An 18,278-nucleotide genomic window follows, 5' to 3' on the forward strand; every position below is an offset into this window, starting at 1 on the left:
GAGGTCCGCGTGGTATAATAGAAAGAAAGCTTAGACGGAAGGATATGGATATGGCAAATACTCACACCTACACCCGGAGAGAAGAAGTCGCGAATGCGATTACGCACGGGATCGGAGCTGTATTAAGCGTCGCTGCACTTGTCCTGCTTGTTGTTTTTGCAAGTCTGAAAGGAACGGCATGGCATGTAGTCAGCTTCTCCATTTATGGAACGACAATGCTGCTTCTGTATCTCAATTCAACACTTGTGCATAGTCTCAAAGAGGGCAAGGCGAAGGATTTGTTCGAATTTTTCGATCACTCCTCTATTTATCTGTTTATCGCAGGCACGTATACACCCTTTTTGCTAGTAGCTATTCGGGGAACACTTGGCTGGAGTTTATTTGGTGTTATATGGGGAATCGCAGTATTTGGCGTTTTCTTCAAAGCGTTTTTTGTTAAAAAGTTCTTGTTCATGTCTACGGTGTTCTACATTGCTATGGGTTGGCTGATTGTTATCGCCTGGAATCCTCTTTCAGCAGTGGTAGCGGATGGTGGCATGATTCTGTTGATGGCTGGCGGAGTGCTTTATACTCTAGGTACAGTTTTTTATGTATGGAGAGGGTTTCCGTTCCATCACGCGATCTGGCATGTTTTTGTTCTTGCGGGCAGTGTCACACATTTCTTCGCCATATTGATTTATGTACTGCCAATCCAATAATTTCAAGCGGATTTATCGCGGAAAATATGGATTTTTAATAAAGAAAGAGATGACAAGCAAAAGTGCTTGACATCTCTCTTTCTTTTAGGTATCATAAGGGACGTTGTGAAGGTGTAAAGTGTTTTTCCTTGACGAAGGGGTTGTCCTTAATGAGTCAGGAGAATAGGCTCGAGAAAACGAATCGTATCAATTTGCTTTTTGCCTTCTATGAACGACTGCTTACAGATAAGCAGCAAACGTTTCTTAAATATTATTTTCACGATGATTTTTCCTTGGGAGAGATTGCCGCTGAATTTGAAATCAGCCGCCAAGCTGTTTATGAGCATATTAAGCGCGCTGAGCAAGTCCTTGAGAATTATGAAGAAAAACTTGGACTATTAGTAAAACATGAGAGTCGTACTAAATATTTAGAAGAGCTGCGCAGACTGCCGGAGAATGGGATGCTGCCTGAGCAATATAAACTTCGGTTCGCGGAGATCGTGGATCGCTTGCAGAGGTTAGAGTAGCATGAAGGGAGAAATCTGCATATGGCGTTTGAAGGTTTAACCGGAAGATTGCAGAATGTGTTCAGCAAGCTACGCGGTAAAGGTAAAGTATCCGAAGAAGACGTAAACGAAGCTATGCGTGAAGTGCGGTTAGCCCTTCTGGAAGCCGATGTTAACTTCAAGGTAGTTAAAGAATTCGTGGCTAAGGTGAAAGAAAAGTCCATCGGCAAGGAAGTCATGGACAGCTTTACGCCTGGCATGGTAATTATCGACATCGTCAACAAGGAACTAACCGAGCTGATGGGCGGAAGCCAAGCGAAGCTGGCCAAGTCGAACAAGCCACCGACCGTCATTATGATGGCGGGTCTACAAGGGGCTGGTAAGACAACCACTTCGGGTAAGCTAGCTAAGCTGTTACAGAAGGGCAATCATCGTCCGCTCCTGGTTGCGGGAGATATTTACCGGCCTGCTGCTATCAAGCAGCTGCAAGTGCTGGGAGAACAGATTAAGGTTCCTGTATTCTCGCTTGGTGATCAGACTAGTCCGGTAGAAATTGCCAGACAAGCTGTACAACATGCGAAGGATAACGGACTTGATTATGTTATTATCGATACTGCAGGCCGCCTGCATATTGATGAAGAACTAATGGAAGAACTCAAGCAGATTCACAATGTTGTAAATCCTGATGAAGTACTTCTTGTAGTAGATGCTATGACGGGTCAAGACGCCGTGAATGTAGCCGAGAGCTTTAATAAGCAGCTTGAGCTTACAGGGGTCGTATTGACGAAACTCGACGGCGACAGCCGTGGTGGTGCTGCACTGTCAGTAAAAGCTGTTACCGGTTGCCCGATCAAATTCGCCGCTTTAGGGGAGAAGATCGACGCGCTGGAGCCGTTCCATCCGGAACGTATGGCTTCGCGGATTCTGGGTATGGGCGACATGCTGTCGCTGATTGAGAAAGCCCAGGCGAACATTGATACTGACAAGGCTAAAGAAATGGAACGTAAGATGCGTAATGCAGAGTTTACGTTCGATGATTTCCTTGAGCAAATGGATCAGGTGAAGAAGCTAGGCCCTATCGATCAAATTCTTGATATGCTTCCGGGTATGAACAAAGCCAAGGGCATTAAAGATTTAAAGGTCGACGATAAGCAAATGGGACGCGTTGAAGCCATAGTTCATTCTATGACTAAGGCGGAGAAGCAACAGCCTGAGATCATTAACCATAACCGCCGCAAGCGTATTGCAACCGGCAGCGGAACCTCAGTCGCTGAGGTCAACCGCCTCATCAAACAATTTGATGAGATGCGTAAGATGATGAAGCAATTCTCCGGCATGATGGGCGGAGGCGGCAAAGCCTCCAAGAAAAATGCCATGAAGCAGCTTAAAGGTCTTGGTGGTGGAAAAGGGCTGAAATTCCCTTTTAAATGATCTTGAATGTCTGACCAACTAATGTTGGAAACTATTATAAGGAGGTGATTTTTCGTGGCAGTACGTATTCGTCTAAAAAGAATGGGAGCGCATAAAGCGCCTTTCTATCGTGTAGTGGTTTCCGATTCCCGGTCCCCTCGTGACGGTCGTTTTATCGAGGAAATCGGTTATTATAATCCGATTGAACAACCGGCAGTAGTTAAGATCGATGAGGAAAAAGCTCTTAAATGGCTTCAAACAGGTGCGCAAGCATCTGATACCGTCCGCAACTTGCTTTCCAAAGCAGGCGTGATGAAGAAGTTTCATGAGCTTAAGCAACAGAAATAATGACTGATTGCGAGGGTCCTCTATGGAAGAATTAGTTGGAGTAATTGCTAAGGCTTTAGTGGATCATCCAGAAGATGTGACGGTACGGGCTGTGGAGAAAGAGCATTTGATTGTCTATGAGCTGTCCGTACATCCAGATGATGTAGGAAAGGTCATCGGCAAGCAAGGCAGGATCGCCAAGGCGCTCCGTACAGTAGTCACATCTGCAGCAGTCAAGAGCGATAAACGCGTAACTGTAGATATTTTATCTTAAATAATGCGTACAATGAGGGGCTAGGGATAGTATATCCCGGCTCCTTTTTGTTCAAATATATAGATGAAGCTTGTAGAGGAGAGGGTTATATGACGGAAGAATTAACCGTAGGCCGGCTTGTGAATACACATGGAATTCGCGGGGAGATTAAAGTATTATCCCATACCGATTTTCCTGAGGTTCGTTTCGCTAAAGACAAGAAGCTGTTCGTCATTCCTGCGGATGGCAGTGCAAAATTCGAAGTGACTGTAGAATCCGCTCGAGAGCATAAGGGTATGTTTATCGTTAAGCTTAAGGGATATACCAATATTAACGAAGTGGAAAAGTATAAGGGAAGTTTGCTTAAGGTGCCAAGTAATGATCTGGTTGAACTGCCAGAGAACGAATATTACTTCCACCAAATCGTTGGCTGTGAAGTTTATACGGATGATGCTGGAAGTGAACCGCTTGGCACAATTACGGAAATTTTACAGCCAGGTGCAAATGACGTGTGGGTTGTTAAGCCTGCTAAAGGTCAAGACATCCTTATCCCTGTAATTAACGATGTAGTGCTGAACGTGGACATTGAGGCCAAACGAATTACGGTTCACTTAATGGAAGGACTATTGCCATGATCAGAATTGATGTGCTAACGCTCTTTCCGGAGATGTGCGAAGGCGTATTTAGCACAAGTATTCTTGGTAAGGCACGCGAAAAAGGGATTGTATCTTTGAATGCTGTGAACTTTCGTGATTTCTCAGGAAATAAGCACAACAGTGTGGATGATACACCGTATGGCGGGGGCGGGGGTATGGTACTAAAGCCTGACCCGATCTTTGCAGCGGTAGAACATGTATTGGGGATCGAGGCTAGTCCTTTGGAGAATGGTTCTGAATCTGCAGTCCCGTCGCCTTCCTCTGTGAAGCCGCGCATCATTCTTATGTGTCCACAAGGAAAGACCTATAATCAGAAGATTGCTGAGGAACTGGCACAAGAGCAGCATCTAATCTTTATATGTGGTCATTATGAGGGCTACGATGAGCGGATACGGGAGCATCTGGTTACAGATGAACTGTCGATTGGCGATTACGTGTTAACGGGTGGAGAACTACCAGCACTGACGGTTATTGATTCAGTAGTTCGGCTACAGCCAGGGGCGCTTGGAAATGAAACCTCTGCGATCACGGATTCGTTCAGTACAGGGCTGTTGGAATATCCTCACTACACTCGACCCGCTGAATTTCGCGGCTGGAAGGTACCAGATATGTTGCTGAGTGGCCATCACGCCAACATCGAAGTATGGCGGAGAGAGCAAGCGTTACAGCGTACACTTGAACGTAGACCTGATTTGCTCGAAAGTGCAGAACTAACATTGAAAGACAAGAAAACACTGGAACGTCTGAAAAATGAAATCAAGCCGGAGTAAAATTTTAATAAAACAGGCATATTTTACGTCTTTTTAACGTATCTTACGTTAAGGAGGCGTTTTTGTTATGTTTACTTAAGTATAAGAAGGGCTATAATCTCGTATTTTTTTTGCGTAATTTCCAAAACAAATGAGCATAGGTGCGTTGAACTCTTCTATTTGGGGTAATAGATAGAGGTGGCGTAATACTATATGCAGCTTACGATGCAGCAAGCTTAACTATTGAAAGGAATGAACTGAAGTGACTACGAAGACGCGTGAAGAATTCAAGCCTAGCGTGGACACGATCCACAAAGATGCGGAGCCGCTCCGCACCGTGAATGATATTATCGATTATTATACAAATCGCAAATCGTAATTCCCATTCGCCCTTTAAAGCTTGAACATATAAGATTAATAATTAAGTATGAATAAGCAAGTCCAATAAAACCATTAGAGTATAGCGAACGAAAGTTCACTACATCTAATGGTTTTATTGTGCTCTACTAAGTGGTCAAACCCTGTGATTCTGATCAGAATGTAAGCGCCCACTCTTCAAGGAGAATTAAAAACTCTTTGGAAAGGGGGCGTTTGGTTAACTATAAAAATTCGTGGAGGCTTATTCTACTCTTTGCGAAAGAGGCGATATACTCCTGTAAGTAGAGCGTAAAGCGCAAAACATACGAGAACAGTAACTGCCCATGCATAGTTGCGGACGGTATAGGTAAGCGATGATAAAATAATAAAGATGGTAATACGCAGTACGCCTTCCTTAATAAACTGTTTACGTGCTACATTCATTCGATTGGCCTCCTTGAATGGATAGGATGGTACGGATAACAAGCCGAGAATATGTCTTTCCTTATATATAACCTTTGGGAATACAAAAAATGCAGAGAACGGAAAGTAAATATCGATCCAAACAAATGACCTATGTAACTTAGCCGTTACCGACCTGTACTCCTCACCATAGAGTATATCATTACGAATGAGGAGGAGTACACTAGTGGAGGCTTATTATAATTGCTTACGTTGTAAGAATAGAAGGGTACGTATCCTGACTACTGATGGCAGACAGCATGAAGGTGTGATTACAGATGTGGACAGATATAATGTTTACTTAAGAACAGGATCCAATGGACCTGTGCAGACTTCTGCATTTTTTGGTTACCCTTATGCTGCTGACAATATTTTAACTCTCAGCTTGTTCACGCTGTTGGCTATTGCATTAATCTGATATGATGATGCAAAAACAGACCGTCCGCTAATCCGGACGGTCTGTTTTTAGTGGTTGGTTACTCTACTGTAATTGCACCTATATCTGAGCTTAAGGACAACAAAGGACCTCCTCCGTTAACATCACGTTTGCCACCCTCAACCCCGGTGATCTGGCCTAGATCACTTTTAGCCACCAAGCTACATTTCACGCCATCGGCTAGAACAGCATTGAGGCTACCTACATTTGTTGTCGCTTTAAGACGGCTATCACTCTTCATTCCGGCTATATCCATGCGTATGCTTCCTGTATTAGACTCTAGAGTGGACTTACCGGTGATGTTAGCTCCTTCGATATCAATAGCTCCAACGTTGCTGACGATGCGGTAATTTCCGTCCAGATTGCGGAGACGAATTTGCCCGACATTATTGGTGATTTGATATTCATCCATACGGGTGGGGATCTCAATGGTATAGTTAATGCTAAAATCTGAATAACCGTATTTGTCTTGAGCCCAAGTCCATAAATCCTTCTTCGGATTTGATTTGGAATTTGTAGATACCTTCAGAGTATCGTCACTAACGTCTATTGAAATCTCAGCGTCATCCAAAATTTTCTGGCGGTCAGCTTTATGAGCGGAGCCGTTATGGGCTAAGATTGTCGCACTCACATTAATTTGATCACCCGTAGTTGATGTAACTTCTATTTCTCCCACTGCATTGTTCATGCTAAGCACTGAAGCAGAGCCGATCTCTTTAGATAAGGATAGTTCTTTGCTAATGCTGTTTGCTTTAACTTCGTCGACCACCTTGGTAGCTGTATCCTGAACGGCCTGTTCCACGCTTGCAGCGGCTTTACCCAGCTCTTGCTTCACAGCCTCACCAATATTTTGCTGCACATCTTCAGTAATATTCTTTCCTAGTTCATTATTAGCGGATTGCCTACCCGGTAACTCTGTGCATCCTGCCAGAAGTACGATGGACAAGACGGCTACAGCTGCCATTACGCTAGTTGTATTACTCTTTTTCATTGAATAAAATCCTCCTTATTTTTGGGTATATGTGTTCTTCCCTAAGCGCTACGTTATGTACGTACTTCTGTAAGTATAGCCTATGGGGATTTATTGTAAAAACGGCTGTAGGCGGGTTAATATACTGGACCAAAGACTAGGTATTTAAAAAGTGTTCACTACACTTCAAATTTCAATTGTGCTAAAATGAAATATAGATCTTACGCTCACATTAAAATGGGTAAGGGTACATATAAAAAGAGCGAAGATGCTCTCATATATAATCTTCAGCAGCTACTGAAAAGCGCTTTTTATAGTGAGATGTGCTAAGGCTAGTTTGCGAATACGATATAGACCGTTGCCTTACTTGCATCACAGGGCGGTCTTTTTATTTTCTTACCTCAAGTAAATCATGAAGAGCGGAGGGAGCCAGATGAAATATGTAGTTATTTTGCTTGTCTTGCTAGCGCTGGGTGTTGGGTATTATATCGTTCAGAAAAAGAAAACAAGTAGCTCAAGCGATCCTTTGCGCACGACTAGCAGTAATGTGATCTCAATGGATAGTCATCGCAAAGCCAAACAGAGTCCAGGGGAGCAACCTTGCTCTTCTTGCAAGAAGAAGAATGGGAAGTTGATCTTCTACGCTCAAGACAATGGAACCGTGGTCGGCTTGTGTAAAGACTGCCAGTCTAAGGCAAAAAAAAGAGATATGTTACCGTTATAAAATAGAAAAATAAGTTGTATTAGCCCGTCCTTTATGATATTATTAACTCTGTTGTGTGGAATACGGTGGTCCGCTGCGGATAATGAGGGAGAGCTCAGATCTCTCCGGAAGAGGCAAGAACACCTGTACGGAAGGAGGAAGTCCTTAATGAATATCCTACAAGCTATTACGCAAGAGCAACTTCGTAAAGATATCCCTAGTTTTCGTCCGGGTGACACTTTGAAGGTGCATGTAAAAGTTATCGAGGGAACTCGTGAGCGTATCCAGTTGTTCGAAGGCGTTGTAATCAAACGTCGTGGCGGTGGAATCAGTGAGACTTTTACGGTTCGTAAAATTTCTTACGGTGTTGGTGTGGAAAGAACATTCCCAATCAACTCGCCTAAACTCGAAAAAATCGAAGTGGCTCGTCGTGGTAAAGTGCGTCGTGCTAAGCTTTATTACCTTCGTGAACTACGTGGTAAAGCAGCGAGAATTAAAGAAATTCGTCGCTAGAATAGTGACAGAGGAGAGGGGCTTGAGTTCAAGCCCCTTTCGCTTTATTTTTTTTTGAAAATATAAGAAAAGCATAAGTTTTACGTTATACATTATTCTTATATTTCTCGCATAAACGCATACCGTCCTTAAAAGGACGCTGAGGGCGTTTTAGCTTGGTATACAATGCGTGTGACATATACGCTTGGGGATAAGCTTCTCCGAAAAGGCCTCCTGAAGGAGTATCTGTGGAGGGGTTTTTGGCAGGAGTTTTTTTTGTGTTGTATAGTAAGAGTAGTATTAAGAGAGGACGGTGAACTATGCAGCAGGAACAAAGCGAAACTTTGGAATCAAGCGAGCAGAACCCACGTAAACAGAAAAATGAAGTGCTGGAATGGGTCAAGGCCATTGCGATTGCTTTAGTTCTGGTTATACTGATTCGCTGGCTTTTATTCAAGCCTTTTATTGTAGATGGACCTTCCATGCAGCCTAATTTCCATACGGGAGAACGTGTTATCGTTAATGAAATTTTATACGATATAAGATCTCCGCAGCGGGGTGAGGTTATTGTATTCCACGTGCCATCTGAAGGCAGAGATTTTATTAAACGTGTAATTGGTGTGGCTGGAGATACTGTGAAAGTAGAAGGAGATGTAGTTACAGTTAACGGTGAGGTTGTTAACGAGACTTACATCCAAGGCGCTATTGATGCTGCGCATAGTAACAACGCTCTGTATAATAATAAAGATTTCCCAAATGAAAAATTCACGGATGGTACTGTACCAGAAGGACATATTTTCGTTATGGGGGATAATCGCTCGGATAGTACAGACAGCCGGATGATTGGCTATGTGCCGCTGGGTGATATTGTGGGTCGTGCGGATTTAATCTTCTGGCCGATAAAAGATATTACACTGATTAACCATTAAGTTGACAGAAGTCAAAGGAGGTGACGGCAATGGCCATTCATTGGTTTCCTGGTCATATGACGAAGGCTAGGCGGCAAATCGAGGATAAGCTGAAGCTGATTGATGTTGTTATAGAGTTGCTCGATTCCCGTCTGCCGCTTTCCAGCCGCAATCCGATGATTGACGATATTTTGCGGGACAAGCCGAGATTAATTATTTTGAACAAAGCGGATCTGGCGGATCCGGAAATTACTCGGAAGTGGCTGGCGTACTTTAAGGAACAAGGGCATGTTGCCCATCCTGTGGACGCATCTACTGGAACAGGCGTTAAGGAGATTCCGGAGCAGGTCAAGCTGCTGTTGAAGGAAAAGATTGATCGGCAGATCGCAAGGGGAATGAACCCACGAGCTATGCGCGCATTGATCGTCGGTATTCCTAACGTCGGTAAATCAACGCTGATTAATCGAATGGCTGGTAAGAGTATCGCTGCTACGGGTGATCGCCCGGGGGTTACTAAGGGCCAGCAGTGGATTAAAACAGGAGGTAATCTGGAGCTTCTGGATACTCCTGGTATCTTATGGCCGAAGTTTGAGGATCAAGACGTGGGTTACCGCTTGGCCGTGACGGGTGCGATCAAAGAAGAAATCCTGAACATTGAGGACATTGCTTTTTATGCAGTGAAGTATTTGGTCAAGGATTATGGTTCCAGATTTCAAGAACGCTTTGGTATTGAGAAGCTTCCTGAGGATCTTGAGAACCCTGATGAGATCGTTGCAGTTATGGAAGCCGTGGGCCGCAAACGCGGTTGTCTGATTAGCGGTGGACGTGTTGATCTGGAAAAAGCTTCACGTGCTTTGCTGCATGAGCTGCGGGCAGGTAAGCTTGGTCGTTTTACGCTGGAAACACCTTAAAGGCGTTTAAATGAATGGGTATGGAAGAGCCATCCGGAAATTTTCGGGGGCTCTTTTTTTTGCCGATTTGGATCAAATTGGAGTGCTTATTTGTACATGACCATGTGGGCTTTACTATGGTAAGCTGACTTATGTAGTTTATAGAATAATTTATAATTGGCGGTGACAGATTCGTGAGTACGATAGATATGTTGAGTTATGAAAAAGAGGGCTGGGAACAGTCTTATCGCCGTATAGCCGGCGTAGATGAAGTAGGCAGAGGTTGTTTGTTTGGGGATGTTGTTGCAGCAGCGGTGATTTTGCCGGAAGGGCTTATTATTGATGGCGTCAACGACTCTAAAAAGCTTACAGCGAAAAAAAGAGATGCCTTATTCGAGATTATTATGGAGCAGGCGATAGCTATTGGTGTAGGTTATGTGGATTCCCGCATGATTGATGAAATTAATATTAAACAGGCTTCTCGTCTGGCGATGAAAAAAGCGGTAGAAGGTCTTAGTCATACTCCGGACTATATGTTAATCGATGCTGAAAAAGTTGATCTTCCGTTGCCGCAGCAGGCGATCATAAAAGGGGATGCTAACAGCCAGTCTATTGCGGCAGCTTCGATTATAGCTAAAGTAACAAGAGATAGACTGTGTGAAGGGGTGTGGGAGGAATTATACCCTGATTATGGGATTGCGATACATAAAGGTTATGCGACCAAGCTTCACAGGGAACAAATTACGGCGTTAGGTCCGACACCTATGCATCGGCGCAGCTTTATTGGGAAGATTCTTGCTGAACAGCAAACCCTTTTTTAGAAATATCAGAATATAAAAGACGCCAAAGGCGTTTAAGCTTGGATAAATTCACCGCTCAAAAAAGTCGGATTAATACCGATATAGTAAGAAGAGAGAAAATGGAGGGAGGAGAAACGGTATGAATATCGGAACATTGATCCGTGGATTGCTCGGGGATAATAAACCGGGAGCAGCCAAGTCTTTGGAATTGAAGGAAGGGCAGGTTGTACGTGGTGTTGTATTGTCTGTATCGGATTCGGGAAAAGAAGCCGTTGTGCAGATTCAAGGTACACCTGTTCGTGCGGAGTTGGAAACACCACTACTGCCAGGAGAGACCCTGAACTTACAGGTTGGAGCACCCGGAGAAGGCGGATTGCCCGTATTGAAGCCGGTCTCCCTCGGCGAAACGGTGTTAGCCACCCCGCAAAACATGGGCGAGGCATTGGAATCGCTAGGGCTTACTGACTCCAAAGCGGGTCGGGAAATTGTGTTGGCGATGCAGTCGGGTGGTATTCCGCTTACCAAAGAGACAGCGGCGATTCTGGATGCTGTAATGAGTGCGAAACCTGCGGGCGTGCCGACCTCAGAATGGCTTGATGCAGCTGTCATTTCTGTAAAGCGGGGCTTGCCGGTTACCCCTGAAAGTGTGAAAGGATTGCAGCAGGCGGTTTTTGGTCCGCAGCTTCATCAGCTTTTGTCAGCGCTCGAAGAACAGATTACGATTTGGGCAGGTCAAGTCGCCGGTGAAGAAACAACAACAGCCGAAGCTAAACCTGGAATGGGTACCCCAACAGGAAAGCTGAATGCTCCTGTAACGACAGGTACGGGCGCTGTGATTAACGGGGAAGTGGTATCAGCAGGTGATGCTGATGCGGAAATGGACCAGGTGGCGGTTAAAGGAACTGGACAACCTGTAAGTAAACCTGCTGAAGGTAGTGGTGGTGTTACTACTACAAGCGGAAGTGCTGCTGCAACAGGAGGGGCAACGGGAGCCGGAGTTATTTCTGATGAACCAATAATTCCTTTGAATTCAGTGAAATCAGAAATATCAGGAAGTGCAGCTGCAAGTACAGCTGAAACTCCTGAGAATGAAACCGGTATTGTAACTGCCAAGCCAGTGGTCCCCGAAGAGGCTGGTGAGGTAGTTCAGCTCTCGAAGAGTGGAAATACTGGTGAACCTTTGACTGGGAAAATAACTTCTACGCTTGCTTCAGGAACTCAGAGTAGTGCTGCTAACACGCAAGGGGACGGAATTGTAAGCAATCAAAATAGTTCTAATCAGAGCGAAACTCATGGCAATGAAATGAGTCTAAATAAAGATAGAGCGCAGGGTAGTGTCAGTGGCGCGATTACAAGCGCCACTGGATCAGCAGGTGCAGATAGCCAAGCTGCTGCGGGAAGCCAAGCTGCTGCAGCAAGCCAAGCTGCTGCGCCTAGCGGGGCTGCCCTGCTCGCGAAGCTGCAGGGCGTGCTCACCGAGCTGCGCGGCAGCATGCCGCAGCTCGCGAACGTCCCGCCCGCTGAGGCGGCGGGACAAGAACCTGCCCCCGCGCCGGCAGCGCCGCGCGGGGAGACCACGGCTGCTGCGGCTTCGCCGGTGCAGCCAGACACCGCCCCACCCGCGGATGCGGAGTCGTGGGTGGGGCGGGTGTTGAAGCTGCTCGGTGCGGAGCACGAGCAGCAGGCCGTGCGCGGCGGCGCTTTGCCGGCCGCGGAGACAGCGCGAGCAGCAGCGGGGACAGCTGCAGCCGCGCTAGGCAGTGTCGGCGGGGAGCAAGCTGCCGACACGTTGAAGGGCGTGCTGCTGCAGCTTATGAGCAGCAGCGAGGTGCCGCCCGCGGTAAAAGATGCCGCGAGCGGGCTAGTGCAGCAGCTGACAGGCCAACAGCTGCTGCTGAATACAGATCGGACTGCTCCCTTCGCACAGGTTACATTGTTCTTGCCGCTGCAAGGTCCAGATGGGCAGGAAACTGCATCGGTTCATATCCAGTCCAGGCGGGGCCGCAAAGGGGAGTTGGATGCAGCTAACTGTCGATTATGGTTCGATTTGGACATGAAGCAGCTAGGGCAGACATTGGTAGATGTGCAGGTTGTCGATCGAATCGTTAGTCTTAAGCTTCATAATGATCATCCGTGGGTGCTTGAGCTGCTGGAGACGCGGCGTGAAGAAATAAAAACTGCAGTAGAATCCATCGGTTATCAATTATCAGGTTTAAGAACCGAACCCTTGCCAGAATTGAATTTGCCTAAAGAGCTTGCTGGCTCCAATACTAATAAGTTTGTTGATTATGTTCCTGAGGCTTACAAAGGAGTGGATTACCGTATATGAATGAGCCTGTACAGCCAATTTCACAAGGGCTCAAAAAAGCGGTCGCTCTCAAATATAGTCCCGGACAAAACGAGGCTCCTGTCGTAGTAGCCAAGGGACAAGGCGCGATAGCAGACCTTATTCTGCAAAAGGCTAAGGAGAGCGGGGTTGCTGTTCAGGAAGATGCAGCCCTCGTGGAGGTTCTTTCAAAGCTTGATCTGGACCAACAGATTCCGTCTGAGCTCTATCAGCTGGTGGCGGAAATCCTCAGCTTTGTGTATCAGAGCGATCGTTCCGCTGGTGAACGGGGACAAGAATGAAAGAGCCCTATGTAAGAAAGCACTATAACCGCAAAGAGAAAGGAGCTGCTGCAGAGAACGGAGCTGTGCAGTACCTATCTTCTAGCGGGTATATGATATTGGAACGGAATTGGCGTTGTCGTACTGGAGAGCTTGATATCATTGCGGAGCGTGAAGACTGTATTGTTGTTGTCGAAGTTCGTAGCCGCAGTGGAGAGCTGCTTCAGGGAACTCCAGAAGAATCGGTGAATGCTCGCAAAATAAACCAGGTTCGGAGTACAACACAGGTTTATTTGCATATGAAGGGTTATGAGGAACGGCGGGTTTCTTTTGATGTAATTAGCGTCTTGTTAAATGACGATCTTAGCCTAGCTTCACTTAGTCATATTCGCGAGGCGTTTTAAGAGTAACTCTATTTTCTCATGCGATTCTTTATGAATTTGCTGCTGTTCTGATAAAAAAGTCTTTACATACCTTCCGCACTGTGGGTCATTTCTCAAAAGAAATGGGTAAACATTAGGAGTAACTTTTTAATGTCATCATGAGGAGGGCTGTCTAGTGAAGAATAAACCTTCTGAAATGCAGGTTAGTTTTACATGCCAATATTGCCAGCAGAAGATTGAAGTGAAATTTAAAGCAGAGCCAATATCTGTCGTCTGTTGCGATAATTGCAATAAGACCTTCACGGTAATGCGGCCCACTATAGCGGAGGAAATATTAATAGATTGGGAAAATGAAGCGTTATTTCAAAAAATCCGGGCTGAAAAGTCGCAAAACAGCAATAGCAGTCTCTTAGCGCTTGTAATTAGAGTTATTGAACTGCTTACATGGCGTGACAAAGGCAATGGACAGGTGGAAGCGATCAAGGAGATGCGTGGCTGGCTCATTGACAATGAGGAGGCGCCTCCTTTAGCTGAACTGATTCAGAGTGATGTTAATAAACGTTCGAGTAAGCGGCGCGACTGGGAAAAGTAACATTAACAATAAAGAGGTATTCCGTCATCGCCTCATGACATAGAATGATACGTATAATTTCGTGAGAAATTAGGCGGAAAAGTCCTCGGGGCTCCGAATTTCCTAGGGTTTATGGGTAGTCGGAGCTTTTTTCATACATACTGTCATTAGAATAGGAACAAAAGGAGGGTGCACATGGCTAAGGTTTTTTTCACATCAGATCATCATTTTGGGCATAAGTTGATCATTGATTTTGAATCCAGACCCTTCAACGATGTAGAGCAAATGAATGAAGTTATGATTGAAAGTTGGAATTCGGTAGTGAATCCGGACGACAAAGTATTTCATTTGGGAGACTTTTCTTTTCTGAATAAGGAGGCAACTCGTGCGATTGTGGCCAGGCTGCATGGATACAAAATCCTGATTCTTGGCAATCATGATCGCGGCCGCAGCCGAAGTTGGTGGCTTGATGCAGGTTTTGATGAGGTTAGTGAATATCCTTTGATTTATAAGGATTTCTTTTTCCTCTCACATGAGCCTATGTACATGAATAAACATATGCCTTACGTAAATGTGCACGGCCATATTCATGGGCAAAAATATGAGGGGAACAATCATTTTAACATTTGTGTAGAGCATTGGAACTATAAACCGTTGACTTTTGAGCAGATTAGGGACTCGGTCGTAGTTAAAGAAGGAGATTGATGTAGGTCTTTAGAGATGTGCTTTCGCTTTTATGTAAAACTTGAATTTCTTATTCTAAAGATAAATTGCTCACAGATTGCGTTAGGACACAACTTCTATAATGTACTTAACAGCTAATATATATTTGGAAAATAAGGAAGCACCTTTTTTCTTGAAGCTATGACACCCCAAATTAGGGTGTAATTCAGGAGATGAGGTGTTTTTATTATGTATGGGAAAATGTTTAGCGCGTGTCTGTATGGGATTGAAGGGGTAATGATCGGTGTGGAAATCGATCTTGCAAATGGACTGCCGCAGACGAATATCATTGGCTTACCAGATTCAGCGATTCGCGAGGCTGTTGAACGAGTTAGGGCTGCCGTTAAAAATTGCGGTTACCGCTATCCACAGCAGCGTATTACGATCAATCTTGCTCCAGCTGACCTGCGTAAAGAAGGTTCCGCTTTTGATCTAGCGATTGCTTTAGGGATACTGATAACTAGTGGCCAGTTGATTATGCCTTCAGCTCAAGAGATGCTTTTGATTGGAGAGCTTGCGCTCGACGGCAGTCTGCGTCCGGTTTCGGGTGTGCTGCCGATGGTTGAAGCAGCGCGTAAAAGCGGGTTTAAAGCCGTTCTGCTCCCGCAAGGCAATGCGGCAGAAGCCGCTTTAATCAGTGGCATGAATGTTTATACCATCGACCATTTGCAAACGTTAGCGAATGCTGCTGAAGCTGTGGCTAGCTTTGGTCCGATTATAGATAAGCTAGTTCCTCTAGAAGAATCTGAAGGATCACCACTTCCTTTTCCTGTATCCGTGAGTATGGGGACGGGGGCAAAAGAACAACCTCCGGTGCTTGTTCTTTCTGTAGAGCATCTCAAATATAACCCTAAATATTCTGATTCTGAGGCTGCTTCTTCCGAAGCGAATGAAATAATGGATGATTACAGTGATGTGCTTGGACAGCAACATGTGAAAAGAGCACTAACTATCGCGGCTGCAGGGATGCATAATATTATGCTCATCGGCCCACCTGGCACAGGCAAAACGATGCTGATCAAACGCCTTCCCAGTATCCTTCCACAATTGTCGGACAGTGAGGCACTTGAGGTAACCAAAATTTTTAGTGCGGCTGGAAATTTGAAGGATGCACACAACGGTTTGCTGCGAAGTCGTCCATTTCGTTCTCCACACCACACGATATCTTCTGCCGGATTAATTGGAGGGGGCGGTATTCCCAAGCCAGGTGAGGTAAGTCTTGCGCATCGAGGTATTCTGTTTCTGGATGAATTGCCTGAATTCTCCCGGAATGTGCTTGAAGTGCTGCGACAGCCACTCGAAGATGGGGTGGTTACTATAAGTCGTGCCCGGGCTTCCTTTACTTTTCCTGCCAAATTCATGCTCGCCGCATCGATGAATCCGTGCAGCTGCGGCTTTTTTGGAAGCGGTATCTCCCAGCAAAATTGTACCTGTAGTCCATCAAGGATTGCCCAATATCGAGCCAAAATATCCGGTCCATTATTGGATCGGATCGACTTACAGGTTGATGTTCCCCGCCCGAAGGAATGGAATCGGCAGGGGCATGTTTTATCGTCAGCAGATATGCGTGCGGAGGTGTTGGCTGCTCAGGCCATCCAAGCTAAACGTTACAAACGACTGGCGATTTCATGGAACAGTGAACTTTCCGGTGCTTCCCTTCGGAAATATGCAAGCCTAAACCGAGAGAGTGCTCAAATGCTGTATGATATTTTGGAGAATTTAGGTCTAAGCATGCGAGCGCATGATCGGATTATTAAGCTATCCCGTACCATAGCTGATCTGGAGGGTGCACAGGATATTTCTTCTGCACATCTCGCGGAAGCTGTGCAATACCGTAATCTGGATCGACAGGTATTAGCGGAGGAATAAAGATAAAAGAGCAGCGATTCCCGTTAATGAGAATCGCTGCTCTATACTATGGACCGGTAGTGACGAGCATCGCCGAACCATTATTATGCTCTGATGCTTACGGAACGGACCTTGAGGACGTTGTTTGCAAGTTTTTAGCCCTTGGAGCGTAGATTCGGACTCTGGAGACGCTATTCCTTCGGAAGAAGGTTATATTGGTGGTTTTCATTCCAATAGCTGCTATGAGGTCCGATAGCATCCCAAATATGGGATTAAGTTGCGTTTAAGATCAACTGTGTCCGTTAGCGACTTCGAATGTGAAATGCCACGTATTCAAACGAAGGTTAGATCGTTTAGCAAATTTCACATACATTTTTCTCTATAATTTCTTACAGTACATTCAGTTCTACTTCGATATTGCCACGAGTGGCACGGGAGTAAGGACATGCGCCATGGGCAGCTTCTACCAAAGATGCTGCGGTTTCTCTGTCAACGCCTTTAACCAGCACGTCAAGCTTAACCGCAATGCCGAATCCGCCATCTTCAACTTTACCAAAGCTTACAGTAGCCGTAACTTCACTGCCTTCAATCTTCACTTTTCCAAGACGAGCAACCATGTTCAGAGCACTGTCAAAACAAGCGGAGTAGCCAGCTGCGAATAATTGTTCAGGATTAGTGCCTTCACCACCGGCACCACCCATTTCGCGTGGTGTACTGATCGTAAGGTTGAGTTTAGGGCTTTCTGATTCTATATAACCGTTTCTTCCCCCAACGGCTTTAACTGTGGTTTCATACATCTTTTGTTGAATTGTCATCATAATAAATCTCTCCTATTCACTAATTAGTTTGTGTACAATCTAATTTATCACAATTAATATAAAAGTCAAATTAATTTTTTGCTATTATTATGATATATGAGGGAATTATGATAAAATAAAGAGATAAGGCGGGTGAATAAATATGAAAATGAGTGAAGAAGATATGCAGAAAATGACTACAACCCCAGAGCTGCTGATCGAGAATCAGCTCTGTTTTACCATTTATGCTTGCTCGCGTGAGATTACAAAGCTGTACCAACCGTATTTGGATAAGATCGGTTTAACTTACTCCCAATACTTAGTAATGCTTGTGTTATGGGAACGGCAGCAATGTACAGTGAAAGAGATTGGTGAGGCGTTATTTTTGGATTCAGGAACGCTGACTCCGTTATTGAAACGCTTGCAAGCTGCAGGCCTAATTATACGTGAACGCTCGATGCAGGATGAGCGAAAAGTATTAATCTCACTAACGAAACAAGGCTGGGCACTCCAAAGTGATGCCGTGTGTATTCCCGGCAAAATGATGGAAGAAACGACACTGACAAATAATGAATCCATAGAGCTACTTGATCAGTTTAAAGACTTACTGAATCGTGTTCACGAAGCTAATATCCAAGATAGTAAAAAGTAAGCGTAGTAAGGAGTCAATGCGATCGTTCGCATTCCGGCATGAAATCAAGCGAAAAAATGTGTACAAATCATGAATATATTTAAGGTAAGCGTTTTAAAAAC

Annotated in this window: 23 protein-coding genes; 20 read left to right on the forward strand and 3 right to left on the reverse strand. The window is 45.1% G+C overall.

Annotation, left to right across the window (positions count from 1 at the left end):
* Positions 1-50 precede the first annotated feature (50 nt).
* From trhA to trmD, 7 genes are all read left to right on the forward strand, one after another.
* A complete protein-coding gene (gene trhA / locus MHH63_RS08845) occupies positions 51-698 on the forward strand; it encodes a PAQR family membrane homeostasis protein TrhA (protein WP_036688612.1) in 648 nt (215 codons plus the stop codon).
* Positions 699-847: 149 nt separating this feature from the next.
* Positions 848-1,204 (forward strand): YlxM family DNA-binding protein, encoded by a 357-nt coding sequence (ylxM, locus tag MHH63_RS08850; protein WP_036688609.1) that lies wholly within the window; start codon positions 848-850, stop codon positions 1,202-1,204.
* A gap of 21 nt (positions 1,205-1,225) precedes the next feature.
* Positions 1,226-2,614 carry a signal recognition particle protein gene (gene ffh, locus MHH63_RS08855; RefSeq protein WP_036688607.1) on the forward strand — a complete coding sequence of 463 codons (1,389 nt, stop codon included), beginning with the start codon at positions 1,226-1,228 and terminating at the stop codon, positions 2,612-2,614.
* 54 nt (positions 2,615-2,668) lie between these two features.
* Positions 2,669-2,941 (forward strand): 30S ribosomal protein S16, encoded by a 273-nt coding sequence (gene rpsP / locus MHH63_RS08860; RefSeq protein WP_036688604.1) that lies wholly within the window; start codon positions 2,669-2,671, stop codon positions 2,939-2,941.
* A 22-nt stretch (positions 2,942-2,963) separates the two neighbouring features.
* Complete coding sequence (locus MHH63_RS08865; RefSeq protein ID WP_036688600.1) at positions 2,964-3,194, forward strand: KH domain-containing protein; 231 nt, start codon at positions 2,964-2,966, stop codon at positions 3,192-3,194.
* A gap of 89 nt (positions 3,195-3,283) precedes the next feature.
* Complete coding sequence (gene rimM / locus MHH63_RS08870; protein WP_076190860.1) at positions 3,284-3,808, forward strand: ribosome maturation factor RimM; 525 nt, start codon at positions 3,284-3,286, stop codon at positions 3,806-3,808.
* Entirely contained in the window at positions 3,808-4,599 is a 792-nt protein-coding gene (trmD, locus tag MHH63_RS08875) for a tRNA (guanosine(37)-N1)-methyltransferase TrmD (protein ID WP_036689109.1), read from the forward strand. The genes rimM and trmD overlap by 1 nt, the downstream gene beginning before the upstream one ends.
* A 603-nt stretch (positions 4,600-5,202) precedes the next feature.
* On the opposite strand, the gene MHH63_RS08880 is transcribed toward trmD, so the two are convergent.
* Positions 5,203-5,379: a hypothetical protein gene (locus tag MHH63_RS08880; protein ID WP_155288145.1), complete on the reverse strand. Its 177-nt coding sequence runs from the start codon at positions 5,377-5,379 to the stop codon at positions 5,203-5,205.
* 205 nt (positions 5,380-5,584) lie between these two features.
* Between MHH63_RS08880 and MHH63_RS08885 the strand changes: the two genes are divergently transcribed.
* Positions 5,585-5,815, forward strand: a complete 231-nt coding sequence (locus tag MHH63_RS08885; RefSeq protein WP_036688596.1) for a hypothetical protein — start codon at positions 5,585-5,587, stop codon at positions 5,813-5,815.
* A gap of 58 nt (positions 5,816-5,873) precedes the next feature.
* Here the strand turns inward: MHH63_RS08885 and MHH63_RS08890 are convergent, their stop codons facing one another.
* Positions 5,874-6,824 (reverse strand): hypothetical protein, encoded by a 951-nt coding sequence (locus MHH63_RS08890; protein ID WP_341171421.1) that lies wholly within the window; start codon positions 6,822-6,824, stop codon positions 5,874-5,876.
* 412 nt (positions 6,825-7,236) lie between these two features.
* Between MHH63_RS08890 and MHH63_RS08895 the strand changes: the two genes are divergently transcribed.
* The 11 genes from MHH63_RS08895 (at position 7,237) to MHH63_RS08945 (ending at position 16,749) form a co-directional block, all read left to right on the forward strand.
* Positions 7,237-7,527 carry a hypothetical protein gene (locus tag MHH63_RS08895; RefSeq protein ID WP_051491579.1) on the forward strand — a complete coding sequence of 97 codons (291 nt, stop codon included), beginning with the start codon at positions 7,237-7,239 and terminating at the stop codon, positions 7,525-7,527.
* A gap of 147 nt (positions 7,528-7,674) precedes the next feature.
* Positions 7,675-8,019, forward strand: coding sequence for a 50S ribosomal protein L19 (gene rplS, locus MHH63_RS08900; RefSeq protein WP_036688590.1), 345 nt, complete (start codon positions 7,675-7,677; stop codon positions 8,017-8,019).
* 299 nt (positions 8,020-8,318) lie between these two features.
* A complete protein-coding gene (gene lepB, locus MHH63_RS08905) occupies positions 8,319-8,927 on the forward strand; it encodes a signal peptidase I (RefSeq protein ID WP_036688589.1) in 609 nt (202 codons plus the stop codon).
* A gap of 29 nt (positions 8,928-8,956) precedes the next feature.
* Positions 8,957-9,817, forward strand: coding sequence for a ribosome biogenesis GTPase YlqF (gene ylqF / locus MHH63_RS08910; protein WP_036688587.1), 861 nt, complete (start codon positions 8,957-8,959; stop codon positions 9,815-9,817).
* Positions 9,818-10,005: 188 nt separating this feature from the next.
* Complete coding sequence (locus MHH63_RS08915) at positions 10,006-10,617, forward strand: ribonuclease HII (protein ID WP_076100429.1); 612 nt, start codon at positions 10,006-10,008, stop codon at positions 10,615-10,617.
* Positions 10,618-10,735: 118 nt separating this feature from the next.
* Entirely contained in the window at positions 10,736-12,925 is a 2,190-nt protein-coding gene (locus tag MHH63_RS08920) for a DNA ligase (protein WP_341171422.1), read from the forward strand.
* Entirely contained in the window at positions 12,922-13,224 is a 303-nt protein-coding gene (locus MHH63_RS08925; protein WP_038571992.1) for an EscU/YscU/HrcU family type III secretion system export apparatus switch protein, read from the forward strand. The genes MHH63_RS08920 and MHH63_RS08925 overlap by 4 nt, the downstream gene beginning before the upstream one ends.
* A complete protein-coding gene (locus MHH63_RS08930; protein ID WP_076281600.1) occupies positions 13,221-13,607 on the forward strand; it encodes a YraN family protein in 387 nt (128 codons plus the stop codon). The genes MHH63_RS08925 and MHH63_RS08930 overlap by 4 nt, the downstream gene beginning before the upstream one ends.
* 154 nt (positions 13,608-13,761) lie before the next feature.
* On the forward strand, positions 13,762-14,178 hold the full coding sequence (locus tag MHH63_RS08935; RefSeq protein WP_051491578.1) for a hypothetical protein: 417 nt from the start codon (positions 13,762-13,764) through the stop codon (positions 14,176-14,178).
* A gap of 174 nt (positions 14,179-14,352) precedes the next feature.
* Complete coding sequence (locus tag MHH63_RS08940) at positions 14,353-14,862, forward strand: metallophosphoesterase (RefSeq protein WP_076218229.1); 510 nt, start codon at positions 14,353-14,355, stop codon at positions 14,860-14,862.
* Positions 14,863-15,069: 207 nt separating this feature from the next.
* Positions 15,070-16,749, forward strand: a complete 1,680-nt coding sequence (locus MHH63_RS08945; protein WP_341171423.1) for a YifB family Mg chelatase-like AAA ATPase — start codon at positions 15,070-15,072, stop codon at positions 16,747-16,749.
* Positions 16,750-17,117: 368 nt separating this feature from the next.
* Here the strand turns inward: MHH63_RS08945 and MHH63_RS08950 are convergent, their stop codons facing one another.
* Positions 17,118-17,546 carry an organic hydroperoxide resistance protein gene (locus tag MHH63_RS08950; RefSeq protein WP_036688575.1) on the reverse strand — a complete coding sequence of 143 codons (429 nt, stop codon included), beginning with the start codon at positions 17,544-17,546 and terminating at the stop codon, positions 17,118-17,120.
* 142 nt (positions 17,547-17,688) lie between these two features.
* On the opposite strand from MHH63_RS08950, the gene MHH63_RS08955 reads away from it, so the two are divergent.
* Entirely contained in the window at positions 17,689-18,177 is a 489-nt protein-coding gene (locus MHH63_RS08955; RefSeq protein ID WP_235219564.1) for a MarR family winged helix-turn-helix transcriptional regulator, read from the forward strand.
* Positions 18,178-18,278: the final 101 nt, after the last annotated feature.

The organism is Paenibacillus sp. FSL H3-0310 (assembly GCF_038002785.1).
Lineage (GTDB): Bacteria > Bacillota > Bacilli > Paenibacillales > Paenibacillaceae > Paenibacillus_AQ > Paenibacillus_AQ odorifer.